The organism is Nocardia vinacea, from assembly GCF_035920345.1.
GTDB lineage: Bacteria > Actinomycetota > Actinomycetes > Mycobacteriales > Mycobacteriaceae > Nocardia > Nocardia vinacea_A.
Genome location: NZ_CP109149.1, coordinates 5,025,135 through 5,043,949 on the forward strand (window position 1 = coordinate 5,025,135; position 18,815 = coordinate 5,043,949).

The window sequence follows — 18,815 nt, forward strand, 5'->3', positions numbered from 1 at the left end:
ATTCGACGAAGAAGAAGTCACCTCGACCCGCGACCACAATCCGACGGAAGAAAACATCGCCACGACCGGGACCCTCCCCCCGGGAGACGTGGAACCGGCCATACCACCCTATGAAGGCCGTCAAACAAGCGCCAAAGGAATTACGACCAGCAGTGCGGGCGAGGGAACCGGCGCCAACACCGGAGGCGCGGTACACCCGGTGATCGACTCGAAGTTCAAAGCACCAGATCCCGATGACACTCCCGGGGGCGCCACCACCTCGCCAGCTGACGAGCAACCCGCATCGCAGGCCCCGGAAACCGAAGCCTCAGACGAGGGTGCAGAAGGTGGCCATCACAGCGGCGTACGCAGGGCCGAGGACCAACCCCGCGAATCCCGGCCGAAGTGACCCCGCCTTGGACGACGGCGAGCACCTGATCGAACTCAACTCGTCATCGGTCCGAACGCCCCCGGAGTCGGGCAACCAGGTCCCGATTGCGCGACACCTGCCACATCATCGGCGTACAGGCCCCCGCCCAGCCCCGGGCGGGGCAGGTCATGCAATCCGATACGCCTTCAGACGCCGACCCGACGACTGAACGCAATGTAGTGGTCACGACTCATCGGTGCTCATGTTCTCGAGCCCCCGACAGCCGGAGAAACCTCAGGATCGATGTCAGGAGTTATGCGACGGGTTATTCGGGGTCAGCCCCCCTGATGCTTCCCACGTGACTTCGAGTCCGGATCGATTTCGTCGGCGCGCTCCCACTCCTTATCCACGTCGGTTCGCGAATCCGCCGCCTCCCTGCGATGCACCTGCGCCTGCTGGGCAAGCTGCTCGGCCTGCGCCGCCTTGACCTCACCTTCCGCCTTTGCCGCCCGGCTCCTGGCAGCGGCCTCCTCTGCCCGCGCCTGCCGCTGACCGACCTCTAATTCCTGTTCCGCCGCGCGGTCACGGATACCCTTGGCTTCGACCCGCTGATGTTCGCGCCGTTTGCCCATCAGCAACCAGGCCCCAAGCAAAATGATCACAACCGCGACGACGATGATCACGATCACAATGGTGGTGCTCATCATTCGACTCCTCGCACTCTCCCCTCTCTACCCTAACGCCACTTCACTAGCCCCGAACTGGGAAAATGAGCGATCAGACGCCCAGCCGGTTCCAGCCCCGTATCTACCGTCAGCCTGTCACTCCGGCGAGTAGCGCATATCGGCCGATCTCATCGATGTCACCGACCGCGCCGTAGCGTGTGGGGGTGTACATCCCTGGTCCCGAGGCGTCTACTGGAATATGCAGGCCATCGGGTTGATCATCGTGGCTTATTCTTCCAGTGGCCATTTGGGGTGGGCGTAGTGAGCGGTGCTGGCATTGCGCACATGACCGATACCAGCACCGGAGGGGTTTCTCGGGCCCTTCGAGTACAGCAGCGAAACCAGGTAGCCGGCCATGATCGTTCTCGGAATCATTCTTCTTATCGTCGGGTTCATATTCGGTATCCCGATCCTGTGGACCATCGGGATCGTGGTCCTCGTCATCGGGCTCGTATTACTGCTGTTGGGGTCGATGGGCCGCGCCGTCGGCGGCCGGCGCCATTACTACTGACCCCTGGACAGCGTCGGCGCTTCTGATCCCGGTCGCCGTACCGCTGCCATGCTGACCGCGCTCAGCGTCGGCGGTAATCACCCCATGTCACAGCTCGCTCTATTTGTTATCCCAACAACGCGGCAACACTGCCGAATAGTCACCCACGGCCCAGCCCGCTGGCACCGTGAACTCGGCCTGCTCCGCACATCCCGCCAGGACGTGCGTTCCCCAGCCGGAATTCTGCTGCCGCACCAGAATCACGTCCTCACCAGCACTCTCGATCGGAGGACCGAGTTCCCGTCGGCGGCAGCGCTTGTCAGGCGACTTCGCGGCGGCTGTCGGCTCCGATCGCTTGCTCCCGCAGCGTGTTCAGAGTCTTGGTGAGAATGCGGGAGACCTGCATCTGGGAGACGCCGAGGCGCTCAGCGATCTGGCTTTGGGTCTTGGATTCGAAGAAACGCATGATCAGCACCCGGCGCTGGGAATCGGGAAGCGCAGCGATCAACGGGCGCACCGACATCGCGTCTTCCAACAATCGGTAGCACGGCTCTACAGCGCCGAGGGTGTCGATGACCGAGGGGCGAGTGCCTTCGTCGTTATCGCCGACACCGATGTCGAGCGAGTTGGTCTGGTAGGCATTGGCCGCGATCAGCGCCTGAGTGACCTCACCGAGTTCCAGATCGAGTTCAGCGGCGATCTCCCGCGCGGTCGGCATCCGCTCGAGCCGCTGCGCCAGCGTCTCCACAGTCGGCCGAATCATCGCCTGTAGTTCTTTGGCCCGGCGCGGTACTCGCAGCGCCCAGGCGCAGTCGCGAAAGTAGCGCCGCACCTCACCCATGACGGTCGGCACCGCGAACGACAGGAACGAACAGCCTCGCGTGACGTCGAAACGATCCACCGCCTGCACCAGCCCCAGCCGAGCGATCTGCTGCAAGTCCTCGAATTCCGTACCGCGGCCGGCGAACTTGCGAGCGATGTGGTCGGCCAAGGGTAGACACCGCCGCACGATCTCCTCGCGCACGACCTGCCGATGAGCATCCCCGGGCGCAAGGGCAGCCAGCTTCTCGAACCATGGCTCGATGTCGTCGTAGCTGTCTCCGGCACCGGTTGCGTGTCGGGATTCTTCGTTTCGAACCGTCGTTCTACTCATCCGAGTCTCCCCTCATTTCATATGAAGTTCGATGTCAGTGGGGTACCCCAGTTGTCGTAATCGAAACGTGACCAACGGGAACCAGCCGCGTCGAGGTCGGACGGATGACGTTGAACCACAACCACGCCGACTATCACACCGAGATCGAACAAGCCGCGTTCGAACCGAGCAATTCGGTGGCCGAGCCCGAACAGGATGCTAGTGGGCCGCTGGTTGTCCTATCCGGATGCCCATCGACAATCGATCGGCGCGAATCACAAAGAGCTGCCGGTCAATTCAGCGCACGCAAGCACAGTGCGGTCGTATTCGAAGGATGGCGCAATACCCCAAGGCCGCCCAGCAGCACAACCCCGCCCGCTCGTCGGCCCAGAACAAAGCCCGACCGACGGCGCCCAGCCGCTAGATCAGCCGACGTCGAGCTGAATATCACAGTGCCACAATGATATCCGTCATTGCAGATCATCACCTGGCGGCCGCCGCACGAGCCGGCTCCCGGGGAAGCTCACCGATGCGGGTCGGCGTGTACATGCGATCGCAGACCCTGCAAACCGAACAGGATGAGCAGCTCGACCGTGCCGCCGTCGGCGCTGCCCAGCCAGTGCGGTAGGGAGGTGTCGAATTCCGCGGCCTCGCCGGGCGGCAAGGTCAGGTCGCGCTCGCCGACTACCAATCGGAGGCGGCCGTTGAGCACATACAGCCACTCGAAGCCGTCGTGCGTCTGCGGGGTCGGCTCCAGCGGTGCCGGACGCGCGGGAATGATCATCTTGAACGCGTGCACCCCGCCCGGCCGCCGAGACAGCGGCACGAAGATCATCCCGAACCGCCGGATCGGTTTCAGATGGATTCGGGGATCGCCGGTGCGGGGCGCACCGACGAGATCGTCCAACGGCACGTCATAGGTGCGAGCGAGCGGCAGCAGCAACTCGAGGGTTGCCCGGCGCTGCCCGCTCTCCAGCCGGGACAGCGTGCTCTCGGAGACACCGGTCGTCGTCGCGAGGGCGGCGAGGGTGATGCCGCGCTCGCGCCGTAACGCACGCAGCCGCAGGCCCACCGCGTCGAGCACGTCATCTGTTTCGGGGTCCATGCGCCCATCTTGCCGGAACCGCAAGATTGCGTGCCACATCGGCGTGCGCCGAATGAGACTGAGCTATTCCGACAGAAGGAGTCTCGATGACTACCCCCGATGCGGTCACGTTCTGGGCCGGCGTGTACGCCGACCGGCCGACACCCGCGGAACCACGCCCGAATGTTCTTCTCGCCGAGACGGTTCCAGGACAGGACCACATGATCACCGCAACCCGGCCGCACGGCTTGCTCCGCTCCACACGCGCGGTCGCCACCATCGCACTCGCGATCCTGCTCACTACGGGGACCGCGGCCTGCTCCACGGCAACCCCCGCCGTCCCCGCCTACGCCGCCGCCACGCACGGGGATCCCAAGTTCGAGAACACTTTTCAGCACAAGTTCGCCAACGTCGACGGCGTCCGCATGCACTATGTGACCGGCGGCCACGGCACGCCGGTGGTGCTGATCCACGGCTGGCCCCAGACCTGGTACGGCTGGTGGCCGATCATGCCCGCGCTCGCCGAACACCACACCGTCTACGCCGTCGACCTCCCCGGACTGGGTGACAGCACCGGCGCACCGACCGGCTACGACAAGGCAACCCTCGCCCGATACGCGCATACCCTGATCGCCGACCGGCTCGGCGTGCGGGACGCCCAAGTCGTCGGACACGACTTCGGCGCCGCCGTCGCGTTCGAGTACGCCGACCAGTTCCCCGCCGACACCGCCCGCCTCGGCTACCTCGACCTGCCGCTCCCCGGCCCCGCGATCGATGCACGCACCTACCGCACGCTGAGCTGGCACATCGCCTTCCACTCCCAGCCACGGGTCCCCGAAGCGATCGTCGGCGACCACGTCCGCGAGTACCTGGCCATGTTCTATCCGCAGGTCTCCTTCGGCGGCACGGCATTCGGCGGCACCTCGGAGCGGTCCCCGTTCACCGACGCCGAGATCGACGAATTCGCCCGCACCTACAGCAGGCCCGCGGCACTGTCGGGCGGCTTCGAGCTCTATCGCGCTCTCGACAAGGACATCCGCGATACCGTGGCGGCCCCACCGACTTCCGTCCCGACCCTGCTCATGACCGCCCAGGGCCAACTCGACGCGATCCGAGCCACTCTCTCTCCGCGCCTGACCAACATCGTGCGAGCCGTGGACGTCCCGCAGGCGGGGCACTGGCTCGTCGAGGAGAATCCCCAGTTCGTCACCGCGGAACTCGAGAACTTCCTCGACTGACGACGCCTGGGCCGGTCCGGATGGCAAATACGTCATGGTCGGCGTCAGCTGAACCAGCTCTCCGCGCCCGGATAACATCCTCGCCGCCTACATGGCCTCGGGCACATGACATCTCGACAAGCACGACTTTGCCGACGAGAGCGCATTCACGAATATCTCTCGGGCGATCATGTGGGAGGGACTGTAAGTCTGCGCGGAACTTGGTCGCTACAGCTTCCTGCTCGTTGCCGCGCCACCACGCATTCATGGCATGACGGGAGTCCCCGTCAACCCGGTCGCGATCCTCTGAACGTATCACCGGGTTCACCCGCACCTGGCCCGGCCAGTTATGGCCCGGGCAGGTGTTCCTCGCCCACTGCAAGCGATCCGCGCATCAGCCATACTGTTGACAGCCTTTGTCTCCCAACATATTTGACAAAATGCTAAAGCGTGATCGATCAGTGTAGCCCGCCGATCGGCGGCCGAGAGAGGGAAATCATGGGATTGCCAAGTGCATTCGGCAAGGCGGCCGGTGTGGGCATCGCGGCGCTCGCACTGCTCGCGCCGCTAACCGGTACCGCGCAGGCGGCCATTGGCCGGGCCTCCTACGTCACTGTGACGGGAAAGATCTTGTCGATCGAACGGCCGGACAGCGGCGCCTGTATCCAATTGCAGGATGCCACAGTACGTTTCGAGAACGGCACCAGCGACCGGGCGTACCTGTTCGGTGATTCCGCGTGCGGTGCGGGATCCGAGATCGAGGGTGTCGATCTCATCTGGAAGGCTCCGGCCGGGGTGCAGGCCCTGTCCGCGCGCTTCGAGCCGACCGGGTAGCCCGCGACATCGACGCCGGAAAGACCCGAAAACCAGCCTCCCGCAATGAATTGTGCGGCGACGGCGCCGTGTTCGCTAGGCGACCGTGAGCACGATCTTGCCTTGGATATGCCCTCGTGCGGCGCGTTCGTGCGCCGCCCTGGCGTCTGCGAGCGGGAACGCGCTGTCGATCGCAACGGCAGCGTGCCCGCGTCGAGCAACCGACCCAATTCAGCGAGCTGCGCACCGCTCGAACGGACCTAACCTGTTCGACTGCCAATTCCTGCTGATCTCGAGCAAGCATTGGACCGCGAAGACCACGGCCAACTTTGGCGGCGACGAGGAATGTCTCGCCGCGAGGATCAGCTTGCCGCAACCGGTCGCTCTCGGCCTTTCCCGACTGTGATCTGCCTCTGCCGTACCCGCCGCCAGTGGACCAGCCGGTCGGCGCAGTCGCTGATGCACTCGCATCGCAATTATGTTGCGGGGAACGGGAATAGGACCGCCTCGTGTGCGGCGCGCGCTCAGTTCATGGCGGTCGCCATCGCCGCCGGGTGGGCCTGGAAGCCGGCGCGGAAGTGTTCTTCACCAGCCGATTCGGGGTGGGGACGGCACTTGTCGGTGCCGTCACATATCTTGGGCGCATCGTGATCGACCGGGAGGGAGAACGATGGCCTCGAATCCGAGTGCCACGCCGGATGAACCGGCATGGGAAAGCGCTTCTGTCGTGCGGGTTTTGCCCGCCGTCGCACCGCGCAAACTGAACAAGGTGCCGTTCGTGGAGCTGGCCGACGGACGCCTCCAGGGCGTGGTGTCGAGTGGCTCCGACATTTCACGCGTGTACGTGGCGTCGGTGACCGCGGGGACGCATGGGCTGAGCTGTAGCACCAATAACAACCGGCCGTGCGGCGGGTTGAACCAGGGGTGGGTCTGCAAGCACCTGGACGCACTCATCGAAGAAGCGGTGCTCCAGTACGGGCAGGACCGGGTGGCGCGGTTCCTGCGTGTCGAGGTCCCCGAGGGCACCCGACTCGCGAACTGCCTCAGCGGAACTCGCGACCCGGCTCCGGCCGCCGTGGTGTTCAGCCGGTTCCTGCGGCATCTGACCTACCTGGAACTGCCGGGTAGCGCGACGCCGATCCCGGAACTGCACTGGTTCCCGGCGGGGGTGGGTCGCTGATGCAGGCTGTACAACTGGCCGCGCTGGCGGTTACGCCCGATGGCGTCGCGGCGGCCCTGGAGGCGGTGGGCGGCTTCGATACCGCGCTGGTCAACGGCTTCGCCCGGGTTTCCGAACCGCAGAGCGCGGCACTGGCGACGCTGGCCGCCGCCGTGGCGGGTTCGCCACTGGCCGAGGCGGTTACGGCGGCGGTGTCGAAGGTGAGCACGGGAGCGATCGGCACGGACGAGCTGTCAGCGCTGGCCGCCGCCCGTGCCGCCCTGCTGGGCGCGGTGCACGACGCACTGGTGGACCAAGCCGATACGGCCATGGGCCGCAATCGATCCGAGTGGTCAATTGAACTGGATCAAGCCACCCCGAGCCCACTCGCGGCGGGTTCCCGCGCCTGGCTGGGCGAACTGGCCGTCGCCGGATGGCGCGGCGTGGACCACGACCTGGTGGCAGCCGCGGATCAAACCGTAGAGTCGCTACTGGCCGAACCCGCGCTGCGACGGCTGGCGGTGCTGCTGGACGGCTTCACCGCCGAACTGGGCGCTTCCGCGCCGATCGCCACCATGGATCGGGTGCCCGCGCGACGCTGGGCCGATCTCTGGACGCGCGCCCTGCTGCTGTCCTGGCGCGGCGCGGAATCCGCGACGAGCGAGCCGGTTTCGGGTCGCCTGCTGCCGCTGGGCGTGGACGTGCACGAACACGGGACCGCGGTGCAGGCACAGGTGCACGGTGTGCTGGAGGTCGCGGGCACACCGGCCCGTCGGGTGCGGGTATCGGTGGCGGCGGCCAAGGTGGACACCATTGTGGGACCCGCGGTTTGGCAGTTACTGGGCGCGCATCGGCAATTGCTCACCGCGCTGGCCGAGCAGCGCGCGCTGGAGCTCACCGAGATGCCGCTGACGGCGACCGGTGACCTGCTGTGGGATGACGATCAGGCCAAGGCCGGGGATGCCGCCGATCCGTTCGTCACCGCCACCGTGCAGCTGCCGCAGGCGCAGGCCCCTGCCGTCGCGCCGCTGAATCGCGATCCGGTGCACATCGCCGAACCGGTTCTGCTCGAGGGGTATCGGTTCCGCGACGGTGCGCTGGAGTTGGGTGAGCAGCGGATTCGGGTGGAACTCGACGCGCTGCCGACCGCCGGTCCGCTCACTCCGGCCGGGGTGACCGGCTCCAGCACCATGATCGGATTGCTGCGCTGGGATGCCAGTGGCTGGTCGGTGCGACCGCTGGCCGTGCGGCGCAAGGTCAAGAGCGCACTCACCGCCTTCCACAACGGTGATTGGGCGCTCGGCCCGACCGATCCGAAAGTCGCCAAGGCACAGGCCAAGTCGGGCGATGCCGTGGCCGTGTTGCGTGAACGCGCGGGACGGTTGTTGCGCGAATGACTACAGCATCGCGAAGCGATTCCATGGGGGTGACAGTCGGGTGACGGGTGGGCCGAATCATGAGACGCGACGCCAGATCCTGTACTGGCGTCTACTGGCCGGCGTCTTCAATGCGGATCAGCAACCGACGCTGGAACAGGCGAGCGCGGGCATCGTCGACGATCTGGGGTTGCCGCTGGCCGTGCTCGATCCGGGCATTTCCATCGACAATGTGGTGCAACGCTATCCGGAGATGGAGGCGGAGTTCGAAAGCCTCGACTTCTCCGAGACAGTTGACTCCACAGCCGAGGACGACGGGAACGAGGCCGAAGCCGTTTCGCCCCGGCCCGTCGGCGCGGCCGATGTCCGCACCGCCGCGCTGGTTTCCAAGCTGCTGCTGAACGTCTTCGCCACCGGCTCCGGTCAGGTCAGCGCCACCCAGCTGGCGGGCTGGCAGTCCGATGCCACTTGGCTGCGCCGCTGCCTGGGTGAGGAGCAGGCCGACGCCGTGCAAGGCGTGCTCACCGGTCTGGAAGGCGAACTGGTATCCCGCATGCGGCTGCGCGAAGTGCTGGCCGATCCGCACCTGGCCGCCCAGCTCACCCCGAGCATGTCGCTCATCGAACAACTGTTGCGCGACAAACACAATCTGTCCGGCGTGGCCCTGGCCAATGCCAAGCGCCTCATCCGCCGCTACATCGACGAGGTCGCCGAAGTCCTGCGCACCCAGGTGCAGCAGACCAGCATCGGCACCGTCGACCGCTCGGTCCCGCCCAAGCGCATCCTCCGCAACCTGGACGTGGACCGGACCATCTGGAAGAACCTGCCCAACTGGAACCCCCGAGACGAGCGCCTCTACGTCGACCGGCTCTACTACCGCCAGACCGCCAAGCGCACCGTCCCCGCGCGCATGATCGTGGTGGTGGACCAGTCCGGTTCCATGGTCGACTCCATGGTGAACTGCACCATTCTGGCGTCGATCTTCGCGGGCCTGCCCAAGGTGGATGTACATCTCATCGCCTACGACACCCGCGCCCTGGACCTCACCCCATGGGTGCACGACCCGTTCGAGGTGCTGTTGCGCACCAATCTCGGGGGCGGCAACGACGGCCCGGTCGCCATGGCCATGGCCCAGCCCAAGATAACCGACCCGAAAAACACTGTGCTGGTGTGGATTTCAGACTTCTACGAGTTCGACCGCTCCCAGCCGCTGTTCGAGGCCATGGAGGCGGTGCACCGTTCCGGGGTGAAGCTCATCCCGGTCGGCTCGGTGAACAGCTCCGGCCACCAGAGCATCAACCCGTGGTTCCGTGAACGGTTCAAAAACCTTGGCACTCCGGTGATCTCCGGACGCATCCAGAAGCTCGTGCACGAACTCAAGAACTTTCTCGACTAGGAGACCAGCCATCATGAACGACGTTTTGCGCGCCCCCGCCGAGGTCAAGTACGCCGACGAACTGGATTGGCTGGAGTCCATCGACGACGGCCCCAGGCCGTTCGCGTGGCGGCTGAGCCCGAAGATGGTGCGGCTGTTCATCCTCGGCTCCGAACGCGCCGACGGACTGGACCGCGAGGTGGAGCAGAAGTGGTTCGGCGACCGCAGCTTCGTCGAGCGCAGCATTGTCACCCTGGCCTCGGACCGGGGTCTGCTGCTCATCGGCGATCCGGGTACCGGCAAGAGCTGGCTGGCCGAGCTGCTGGCCGCGGCCATCAGCCGCAATTCCACACTGGTGGTGCAGGGCACCGCCGGCACCACCGAGGACCACATCAAGTACTCGTGGAACATCTCCATGGTCATCGCCAAGGGGCAGTCGAGAGAGTCGATGATCCCGTCGCCGATCATGACCGCCATGGAGCAGGGCGTGATCGGCCGCTTCGAGGAGCTCACCCGCTCCACCAGCGACGTGCAGGACGCGCTGATCTCCATCCTGTCGGAGAAGTACGTCTCCATCCCCGAGCTCGACGACGACAATGTGGTGTTCGCACAGCCTGGCTTCTCCATCATCGCCACCGCCAATAGCCGCGACCGGGGTGTGAACGACCTGTCCTCGGCACTCAAGCGGCGCTTCAACTTCGTGCGCATTCCGGTGGTGTCCAACAAGAAGAGCGAGGCGGAGATCGTGCGTTTCCGCACCGCAGAACTGCTGCGCCGCCATTCCCTCGAACTGGAACTGCCACCCACGCTGCTGGACATCCTGCTGGAGAGCTTCGCCGATCTGCGCGCCGCCGCGGCGGCCGCCACCAGCGACGACGACAAGCTGGAGTCGGCGCTGTCCACCGCCGAGCAGATCGGTGTGCTCGAGGACGCCATCCTGCACAGCCAGTTCTTCGGTGCGAAGCAATTGCGCGCCGAGACCCTCGCCGGTTCGCTGGTCGGGTCCCTGGCCCGGCGCACGCCCGAGGACCTGGCCATTCTCAACAAGTACCTGCACGGCGTGGTCGAGCCGCGTACCAAGGACAAGAAGGGCAATGCCGCCTGGGGTGAATTCCTGGAGGGCGGCCGGGCGGCGATCGCGAGGCTGTCGTGATCGTCTCCGATACCCGGTCCACGCCGAATACCTTTGCCGCGCTGCGGGATCAGTTGGCGGACGCGGCCGTCGCGTTCGCCGGGATGCCGGGGGCGGCTGGCGACATCCTGACGGGCATGGTCGACGATGTCGACCGGGCGCTGTCGGAGCGGCTGGAGATCTTCCCGGTCTGTCACCACTCACCCGCCTCCGGTCTGGCCATGGTGCGGCGGCTGCGCGAAAAGCAGCCGAGCGTCATCTACCTGGAACTGTGCGAAGACATGCGGCCGCTGCTGGACGAACTGCGCAACTGCCGGTTGCCGGTCGCCTTGCAGGCCTTCGCCACCGATGTCGAGGGTTTCCCGGCGGAATGGGCACCGCTGTCGGTGGTCGCGCCGATCACCGAATCGTCGGCCGAGTACCAGGCCATCGCCTATGCGCTCGATACGCCGGGTGTCGAACTGGTGCTGGTGGATCGGTCCACCGATCACGTCTTCCAGTGGGCTCCCAAAAAGGCGGAGTCGGAAACACCTGCCGACGACGAGCCGCCCGAGGACGAGGGCCTGCACGGCGCCGCGGTCGGCATCGAAATCGGTGATCTGCGACCGCGTTTCGCCGAACTGGAAGAACACCTGCTGCACCACGGCAAGGTCCGGCATTGGTCGGAATGGTGGGACCAGTACGTGGAGCAGCCCCTCGTGGACGCCGATTACGACACATACCGCCAGGTCATGGTGATGATCGGCAGCCTGTTCCGGCGGCTGCGGCGCGGCAGCACCGTCGAGGACGAGGACCGCGAGCGGTACATGTGGACCCGCATGCGGGAACACTTGGCCGCCAACGACATCGATCCGGCACAGGTGTTGTATGTGTGCGGCGCCGCCCATGCGGCCAGCCCGGTCGAACAGTTCGGACTGGAGTCGGACGCGGCGTTCGAGATCTCGTCGCGCTCGGCCACCAAGTGGCACTACGGGCTGATCCCGTCCAGCCATTCCGCCATCGAGGCGCAGTTCGGGCTGGCCGGCGGCGCGGTGTCGATCGCGGCAGCCACCTGGGCGAAGGGTTTGCGGCGCGGCAGATTGCAGTCGTTCCAGCTGGAGGGCCAGCAGGGAACGAAGAAGCGCGCCAAGAAACCGCCGCTGCTGCCGGTGGAACCGGAAGCCGAAGTGACGGACCAGCTTTCGGGTTTTCTGTCCCAGCCGCCGGTGCTGGACCCACTCGATGAGGCCGAACTGCTGGAATGGTCGGTGGATATCGTCCGGCTGGCCAGGCGCAACGGCTACCTGGCCAGCACCGCCGACGCCATCGCCATCTTCGAGACCTCGATCCTGCTGGCGGGCTTGCGCAATCGTGCCCGTCCGACGCCGTACGACTTCCAGGACGCGGCCGTCACCTGCCTCGAGAAGGACCGGGTGCCGGGGCGGCGCGATGTGCGGCGGCTGTGCGAAATCCTGCTCGGCGGCGACCGCATCGGCCAGGTCGGATACGCGGCGCTGCCACCGCTGGCCCGCGATGTGCTCGACCGGCTGGAACCGCTGGGGCTGGATCTGTCCAAGCGGACACTGCAACGCGCGCTGCTGGACCTGAAGGCGAATCCGGACCTGCGGCCGTGCTCGGATCTGCTGTGGCTGCTGCGCAGGTTGCTGCCACAGGACGCGCTGCGGCCCATCATGGGCTCACGCGGACTGGGCGAGACCTCGATCCAGGAGAGCTGGGATATCGGGCTCGGCAAATACCAGCGCTCGCTGGTGGAGCTCGGCTACGAGGGCGTGTCGGTGGAGCAGGTGCTGGAGCAGCGCCTGCGGCGTGCGGTCGCCGCACCGGACGCGACAGCGGCGGTGGCGCTGGGCGCGGTCGAGGACGCGCTGGCGTATCTGGGATCAGTCCGGCTCGCCGACGAGCTGGGCAATCGCGCGGTCGAACTCCTCGCCGCCGAGCGAACGGTCGACGACGCGCCCGTCGTGCTTCGGCGTATCCGCCTGCTGCTCAACTACTTCCGCTCCACCGAAGCCGGCCTGCCGGCGTGGTGCGAACGGTTCGTGACGGCCGGGTACGCGCACTACTGCACCCTGCTGCCCACCGCCTTTGCCGCCGAGGAGACCGGACCGGCGCAGGTGGCGGCCATGCTGGGCTTCCTCTTCGGGATGGAGAACCTGGCGCTGTCGCTGGGCTGCGATCACACCCAGCTGGAATTGGCGGTGCTGCAATCGCACCCGGAGGCGCCGGCCATGGTGGCCCTGCTGTGGGCGGCGCGTTTCCAGCTCGGCCTGCTGACCATGGCCGAGCTACGCGAGCGGTGCGACGGAATGCTGGCCAATCCCCTGGTACTGCCAACGGTTCCGCAGTACGTGAGCGGTTTCGTGCAGGCCATCGACCCGGCTCCGGCATTGAAACCCTTTGTAGTGGAGCTATTGTCGAAGGCCTTCGGCACGCTGCCGGACACGGTGCTGCTGCCGTGGCTGCCGAAGCTCATCACCACCCTGAAGGATCAGGCGGGCGGCCTGATCCCGGGACTGGTCCGCGAAGCAGGTCGCACCTTCCCCGGCGCACTGCCCGCCGTGGACGCCTTCGTGCCGCCCTGGTCGGTCGAATTCACCACGGCCGCAACGCCGGTGGCGGCACCGCGCGGGCCGGTCACCGAACTACTGGCCGCCCACCCCGCCGCCTGCGACGCGCTCGCCGGACTGCTCGGCGTCGAGGGCGGCTGGCAGGAGGCCGGACCGGCCGGAAACCGCGAGGTAACCGATTTGCTCGACCGGTTCCCCGCAACCGCCGCCGCACTGGCAGTGCAGCTCGGAGTGTCAGCCGCGCGGAGCTGACGCGGGCCCGGCCGGTTCGTCCCCGAAATGGGCGGCCGGGCTGCCGCCGAACTGGACAGAGCGGTCGGCAGTGGGACTGATCTCGGGGCGCACCCGGGAGTGGGGTCCGGGGGCGAAGCCCGCCGGGTGGGGTGTGGGGGCTTCGCCCCCACAAAACACGACGAAACGAGAAAGGCTCATGCTCTCCATGAGCGTGAGCCGCCTACGAGTGGAGTGGACCTTGGGGGACCTTACTCGAACACGAACACGCAGGTAGAAGCCCTGGAAGCCCTGATCAAGAAGCTGCCCGACACCACGACAACTACCCAGCCGCCTGCGGAACGGCCATCCTGACCGCACTCCGCCAACACGGAATACCCACCCGAGACACCCACGGAAGACCTCGGTAGCGGGCGCATGACCGTGCCCCTCCATCCGAGTAACAGCACTGGGCCAGCCCGATCGCGTGCTCGACTATGACGCTGCGAGATTCCCCCGGAACCAGATCGAAGGGATCCCACACCAGTGCGGAGATCTGTTCTGCACCCGCGAGGACCGGCCGCTCACGCTCGCGTGATTTGAGTTTCAGCGAGGTCGCATCGACCATCACAATGCGCGGTTGGGGTCCTCGGGGGCGCCGATGTTCCAGCACCCACACCGTCTTATCCACCGACGACACCGGGTACAGGTCCCTCGACAAGTGAATGACCGCGCGCGCACCGCGCCCCGGTCCACCAACTCCTTGCGGACTGACTGTTCATGTTCATCCGATGACGTCGCCGATACCGACATCAGCACCGATGCCCGCCCCCTGCTCCGCTCTTGCTTACAGCGCGGCCTGCAGCCAGGCGAAGTTAGCGTTTAGCTCGCCACCAGCAGGCCAGCTCAGCCACCTGGACTGCGGCCTGGAGGGCAGCGCACGAAGCGGGATCAACCGGAGCTTCCGGCATCGGAACCGCCCACCGCGTCAGATCGTGACGCGGTGGGCGGTCATGGTCGCATCTATTGGTTGTAGCCGAAGATTGCGTTCCAGGCCCGTTGGTCGGTGGCGGCGTTGCTGATCGACTCGGCGGGCGTGATCCGGTGCACCCTGGGGTCGGTGAAATCTGGCAGTTGCACGCCGCGCACATTGGGCGCGGCGATGTCGGTGCGGACCGAATACTCACCCATGTCGGCGAAGACTTGCTGGCCGCGTTTGGCGAGGTTCCAGTTGAGGAACAGCTTGGCGGCAGCGGTGTTCGTCGCGGTGGAGGCGACCCCGGTGTAGTAGTCGTATGCCGTGACGCCCTCCTCCGGGACGACGAACTTCACCGGCGCGTTCGCGTTGTTCGCGATATTGACGGCGCTGACGACAACAGTGCCCGCGTCGATCTGGCCGCGGGCCAGCGCGTCGAGCTGGGCACCGATTGAATCGAAAACCCTTGCCCCGGAAGCATATTGACGGAGGTAGTCGTCACCGAGCGTCGCCCGCTGGAACCGTGTCAGTGCGAGAGCGCTGCCACCGGCGCCGGCTTGGGCGATGCCCCGCTTGTTGGACCACCGGTTGTCCAGTAGTGATCGCCAACTGGTCGGCGCCGCGTCGGCGTGGACCAGCGCGGTGTTGTAGCCGAAGGTGTAAACAGGGTCGAAGGTGCGGTAGTACGAGCCACCGTCGAAGATCACGTCGTCGTGTAGGTTCGTCGCGGTCGATGGCTGGTATGGCTGAAAGACGCCCCGTTCGGCGAGGCCGTGCGCGAATCCGGCGTCGGAGATGCGAACGATGTCGGCGTTGAGTTTGCCCGCGCCGTGCTCGGCGACGATTCGCTCGTACAGGCGGTTGGGGGTCAGCCGGATCTGTTTGACCTTGATGCCGGTATCGGCTTCGAATTGGTGCAGAAGTGTGGCTTCGCTGGCTTGGGTGTAGCCGCTGTAGAGGGTGAGCTTGCCCTCGGCCCTGGCTTGTTTCCACAGGCTCTGGTCGGCGATCTGCTCGCCGTTGATGATCAGCGCGTCGTCTCGTTGGATGCTCTGGGCCGGTCGGGCCAATGGTTGGCCTCCCGGGGGCGGTGCACAGGCGGTCAGTGCGGCTAGTAAGGCGGCGCTCAGCCCGATCACGATCTTCTTCATCAGACGGTTTCCTTGGATCCGAGGCGGCGCGACAGCACGGCGAGGGTGGCGATGACGACGCAATACAGCAGGCTGAGTTCGGCTGCGGCTTGGAAGGAGCCGTTGTCGTAGGCGTCGAAGATCGCGATCGACAGCAATCGCGTGTCCGAGGTGAACAAGAACAGCGCCGCGGTCAGTTCCCGCATGGACAGCATCAACAGCAGCAGGAAGGTGGAGGAGAGTCCGACCCGCAGCAGTGGTGCGGTGACGAAGCTGATGGCTCTATACCTGCGTGCGCCGAGCATCACCGCGCTGTCTTCGAGGTCCTTGTCGAGCTGGATGATCGAGGCCGACACGCCGCGGTATCCCTGCGGGAGGAACACCGCGACGAAGGCGATGACCAGGACGGCGAGGGTTCCGTAGAGCGGTATCGGCATAGCCAGCCAGGTCCACAGCAGACCAAGTCCGAGCACGACGGCGGGTACGGCGAGCGGGAGCATGGCAACGTATTCGAGTAGCTTGCGGCCGGGCGCGTCGGTGCGATACCGGGTGTAGGCGAGGGCGAAGCAGAGCGCGGTTCCGATCGCGGCGGTCGCGACACCGACGGTGACGCTGTTGACCACGACGTGGTGGAAATCGGAACTCCTCAGTGTCTGTCCCATACCCCACAGGGACAACGCGCCGGGGCGGCCCAACTGCCCGAGGTCGGCGACATAGGGACTGGTTTGCAGGCTCGCGAGAATGAGCGCGAACACCGGGAGCACCACCGCCAGGGCGCAGTACACCCAGGCGAAGACAGCGGCGGGACGGCGCCAACCGCGCAGCGGAACCTTGCGGGCCCGCACACCTTTACCCGTGACGGTCGTGTACTGCTTGCCGGCCATCGCCCGCTGTTGGAACGCGACCACGACTACCAGCAGCACCGTGAGCACGACGGCGACGGCAGCCGCGTCATTGGAACGGGCGGGCGAGGCGTTCATCAGTCGGTAGATCATGGTCGGCAGCGTGTCGATACCGCCTGCCACACCGATGACCTGACCGACCGGAAAGTTCTCGACGGACAGGGCGAAGACCAAGATGCCCGAGCCAACGACGGCAGGCATGACCAGCGGGAACGTGACCTTGCGCAGCATCTGGGTGAGTTTGGCCCCATGCAGACTGGCCGCGTCCTCGAGATCGGGATTCATTAGCGACAGCGCCGAGTGCACCATGAGAAACGGGTACGGCGCGTAATAGAGGCCGAGGACGAAGATCATCCCGCCGAAGCTGTAGATATTGATCGCATTGGGCAGGCCGATGCTGTTCAAAGCCAGATTGAGGTAGCCGGTGGCGGGCCCTCCCAACAGTACCCACGCCAGCGAGCCGACGAGTGCGGGCAGGAACAGTGGAGCGATTCCGATGCCATAGATGAGTTTCCGGCCGGGGATATCGGTGCGGGCTGCCAAGAAGGCGAGCGTGCAACCGATCGCCAGCGCCAGCAGCGACGCGCCGATCCCGACGGCGGCCGAGTTCAGCATCGCCGACCGTGCGGTACCGGAGCCGAGCACCCGGAAGTTGTCCAGGGTGAAGTCGCCGAAGTCGAACAGCGAGGTGCGTTCGGACTTGTCGGTGAACGCGCCCATGACGATGAAGAACATCGGGCACAGCACGATGAGGGCGAGCAGAGCCAATTGCAGCAGCACCGGGAGCCAGCGCCGCACTCGGGGCCGCCGGTATCGGGACGCTGTGGATTTCCTTGCGGGCTCGATACTTTCGGAGCGGGGCTGATCCGTGGTCGGCCCGGTGGCGAGGGCACTCATGCGGGCACCGCCGTCGCCTCGACGCGGTCATCGCGCAGGACTTGGGCTCCGCCCGGGACGGCGGTGACCACCGCGCGCTCGCCGATCCCCAGGACCCGGCTGGTGTGGCCGGTGGCGATGGCTTCTACTTCGGGACCGTCATCCAGTGTCACCCGGTACCGGATCGACGCGCCCTGATAACTGGCGACTTCGACGCGGCCGGTCCAGGACTGCCCGTCGGGCCTGGTGTCGTCGGCCGCGGTGACCAGCAGATCCTCCGGGCGCAGACAGACGATGATCGGGCCGGACTCGGTTGGGGTGGCATCCACCCGGACCGCGATGGACGGGTAGTCGGTCAGCTCGACCGCACCGCGTTGTCCCGTGCCGGTCGTGCAGCGGAAGATATTGCCGACACCGAGAAAGTCCGCGATCGAGGCGCATGTCGGCTTGGTGTAGATCTCCTCCGGAGTACCGATCTGCACGATGCGCCCCTGATGCATCAGCGCGATGCGGTCGGCCAGGGCGAACGCTTCGACCTGGTCATGGGTGACGTACACGGTCGTCAGTCCGAGTCGCAGTTGCAGCTCGCGCAACTCCATCCGGAGGCGCTCGCGCAGGCGAGCGTCGAGGTTGGACAGCGGCTCGTCGAGCAGCAGCACGCTCGGGCGCATCACCAGACTTCGCGCGAGCGCGACCCGCTGCATCTGCCCGCCGCTGAGCAGGCTGGCACCTCGGTCGGCCAGCTCCCGCAGGCCTACCAAGTCCAATGCCTCGAGCACCCGCGTGCGGATCTCCTGCTTTCCGACCTTCTGCATCTTCAACGAGAACGCGACATTCTCGAACACGGTGCGGTGCGGCCACACCGCGTACGACTGGAACACCATCCCGACATTGCGTTTGTGGGGCGGAACGGTGCGGCCTTTCGTCGAGTCGTGGACGACTCGATCACCGATGGCGATACGTCCGGCGTCGGGGGTTTCGAGGCCGGCGACGCATCGCATGGTGCTGGTCTTACCGCATCCGGATTGCCCGAGCAGAACCAGTGATTCGCCGTCGGCGATATCGAGGTAGAGGTCGCGTACCACGATGTTGCCCGCGTACGCGAGAGTCAGGTTGTCGATCGTGACTTTCATGTATTTCCTTCATCCTGGACAGCGATGTCCACGGGGTGGCCGACTGTTCGCCCGTTCGTGTTGGTTCCGCTCGGGCTATGCGGTCTGCCTGGGGGCGATTGTGGTCGACTACCGCGTCGAGTTCTGATGATTCGGCGGTTCGGATCAGATTTCTCGGCCGTCCGCCGGT

15 protein-coding genes and 1 pseudogene are annotated in these 18,815 nt (G+C 66.0%); 9 read left to right on the top strand and 7 right to left on the bottom strand.

Features of this window, described 5'->3' with window-relative positions; all coding sequences use genetic code 11:
• Positions 1-684: 684 nt before the first annotated feature.
• Positions 685-1,056: a hypothetical protein gene (locus tag OIE68_RS23010; protein ID WP_327101406.1), complete on the bottom strand. Its 372-nt coding sequence runs from the start codon at positions 1,054-1,056 to the stop codon at positions 685-687.
• Positions 1,057-1,429: 373 nt separating this feature from the next.
• Here OIE68_RS23010 and OIE68_RS23015 point away from each other — a divergent pair, with 373 nt between their 5' ends.
• On the top strand, positions 1,430-1,585 hold the full coding sequence (locus OIE68_RS23015) for a DUF6131 family protein (protein ID WP_327101407.1): 156 nt from the start codon (positions 1,430-1,432) through the stop codon (positions 1,583-1,585).
• A gap of 298 nt (positions 1,586-1,883) precedes the next feature.
• On the opposite strand, the gene OIE68_RS23020 is transcribed toward OIE68_RS23015, so the two are convergent.
• Entirely contained in the window at positions 1,884-2,717 is an 834-nt protein-coding gene (locus tag OIE68_RS23020; protein WP_327101408.1) for an RNA polymerase sigma factor SigF, read from the bottom strand.
• A gap of 104 nt (positions 2,718-2,821) precedes the next feature.
• On the opposite strand from OIE68_RS23020, the pseudogene OIE68_RS23025 reads away from it, so the two are divergent.
• Positions 2,822-3,140 (top strand): annotated as a pseudogene (locus tag OIE68_RS23025) (catalase).
• A 79-nt stretch (positions 3,141-3,219) separates the two neighbouring features.
• On the opposite strand, the gene OIE68_RS23030 reads toward OIE68_RS23025, so the two are convergent.
• A complete protein-coding gene (locus OIE68_RS23030; protein ID WP_327101409.1) occupies positions 3,220-3,801 on the bottom strand; it encodes an XRE family transcriptional regulator in 582 nt (193 codons plus the stop codon).
• A gap of 86 nt (positions 3,802-3,887) precedes the next feature.
• Here OIE68_RS23030 and OIE68_RS23035 point away from each other — a divergent pair, with 86 nt between their 5' ends.
• Together OIE68_RS23035 and OIE68_RS23040 are read left to right on the top strand one after the other, a co-directional pair.
• A complete protein-coding gene (locus OIE68_RS23035; protein WP_327101410.1) occupies positions 3,888-5,018 on the top strand; it encodes an alpha/beta hydrolase in 1,131 nt (376 codons plus the stop codon).
• A gap of 477 nt (positions 5,019-5,495) precedes the next feature.
• Entirely contained in the window at positions 5,496-5,831 is a 336-nt protein-coding gene (locus OIE68_RS23040) for a hypothetical protein (protein WP_327101411.1), read from the top strand.
• 75 nt (positions 5,832-5,906) lie between these two features.
• On the opposite strand, the gene OIE68_RS47135 is transcribed toward OIE68_RS23040, so the two are convergent.
• Positions 5,907-6,041 (bottom strand): zinc-binding dehydrogenase, encoded by a 135-nt coding sequence (locus tag OIE68_RS47135; protein WP_419150787.1) that lies wholly within the window; start codon positions 6,039-6,041, stop codon positions 5,907-5,909.
• 439 nt (positions 6,042-6,480) lie between these two features.
• Between OIE68_RS47135 and OIE68_RS23045 the strand changes: the two genes are divergently transcribed.
• The 5 genes from OIE68_RS23045 to OIE68_RS23065 are packed head-to-tail and all read left to right on the top strand — an operon-like array spanning position 6,481 to position 13,671.
• Positions 6,481-6,990, top strand: a complete 510-nt coding sequence (locus tag OIE68_RS23045) for a hypothetical protein (RefSeq protein ID WP_327101412.1) — start codon at positions 6,481-6,483, stop codon at positions 6,988-6,990.
• Positions 6,990-8,366 (top strand): hypothetical protein, encoded by a 1,377-nt coding sequence (locus tag OIE68_RS23050; RefSeq protein ID WP_327101413.1) that lies wholly within the window; start codon positions 6,990-6,992, stop codon positions 8,364-8,366. The genes OIE68_RS23045 and OIE68_RS23050 overlap by 1 nt, the downstream gene beginning before the upstream one ends.
• A 40-nt stretch (positions 8,367-8,406) precedes the next feature.
• Positions 8,407-9,741 (top strand): vWA domain-containing protein, encoded by a 1,335-nt coding sequence (locus OIE68_RS23055; RefSeq protein WP_327101414.1) that lies wholly within the window; start codon positions 8,407-8,409, stop codon positions 9,739-9,741.
• A 13-nt stretch (positions 9,742-9,754) separates the two neighbouring features.
• Entirely contained in the window at positions 9,755-10,873 is a 1,119-nt protein-coding gene (locus OIE68_RS23060; protein ID WP_327101415.1) for an AAA family ATPase, read from the top strand.
• On the top strand, positions 10,870-13,671 hold the full coding sequence (locus OIE68_RS23065) for a DUF5682 family protein (RefSeq protein ID WP_327101416.1): 2,802 nt from the start codon (positions 10,870-10,872) through the stop codon (positions 13,669-13,671). Before OIE68_RS23060 ends, OIE68_RS23065 begins: the two co-directional genes overlap by 4 nt.
• A 981-nt stretch (positions 13,672-14,652) precedes the next feature.
• Here OIE68_RS23065 and OIE68_RS23070 read toward each other — a convergent pair.
• Genes OIE68_RS23070 through OIE68_RS23080 form a run of 3 tightly spaced genes read right to left on the bottom strand, consistent with a single transcriptional unit; the run spans position 14,653 to position 18,646 of the window.
• Positions 14,653-15,756 (bottom strand): ABC transporter substrate-binding protein, encoded by a 1,104-nt coding sequence (locus tag OIE68_RS23070; RefSeq protein ID WP_327101417.1) that lies wholly within the window; start codon positions 15,754-15,756, stop codon positions 14,653-14,655.
• A complete protein-coding gene (locus OIE68_RS23075; RefSeq protein ID WP_327101418.1) occupies positions 15,756-17,534 on the bottom strand; it encodes an iron ABC transporter permease in 1,779 nt (592 codons plus the stop codon). The genes OIE68_RS23070 and OIE68_RS23075 overlap by 1 nt, the downstream gene beginning before the upstream one ends.
• Positions 17,531-18,646, bottom strand: coding sequence for an ABC transporter ATP-binding protein (locus OIE68_RS23080; RefSeq protein ID WP_327101419.1), 1,116 nt, complete (start codon positions 18,644-18,646; stop codon positions 17,531-17,533). The genes OIE68_RS23075 and OIE68_RS23080 overlap by 4 nt, the downstream gene beginning before the upstream one ends.
• Positions 18,647-18,815 lie beyond the last annotated feature (169 nt).